The 357-nt window shown below is 66.7% G+C and carries 1 protein-coding gene; it reads left to right on the top strand.

What is annotated here, in order from left to right; all coding sequences use genetic code 11:
* The coding region (locus tag E5W87_RS16175; protein ID WP_292399279.1) for a DEAD/DEAH box helicase at positions 1-357 on the top strand (357 nt) is incomplete at both ends.

Below are 357 nucleotides of genomic sequence, written 5' to 3'. Positions count from 1 at the left end.
CGGTTACACCGAACCGACGCCGATCCAGGCTGGCGCCATTCCGCACGCCTTGCTCGGCAAGGACGTGCTGGGCATCGCCCAGACCGGCACCGGCAAGACCGCCTCGTTCGTGCTGCCGATGCTCACCCGGCTTGAAAAGGGCCGGGCACGCGCCCGCATGCCGCGCACGCTAATTCTCGAGCCGACGCGCGAGCTTGCCGCGCAGGTCGAGGAAAACTTCGTCAAATACGGCAAGAACCACAAGCTCAACATCGCGCTGTTGATCGGCGGCGTGTCCTTCGATGAGCAGGACAAGAAGCTGGAGCGCGGCGCCGACGTGCTGATCGCGACGCCCGGCCGCCTGCTCGACCACCGCGA

Source organism: Mesorhizobium sp. (genome assembly GCF_004962925.1).
GTDB lineage: Bacteria > Pseudomonadota > Alphaproteobacteria > Rhizobiales > Rhizobiaceae > Mesorhizobium.
Note: the sequence above shows the minus strand (reverse complement) of the source record. Positions and strands in the feature narration are given on the sequence as shown.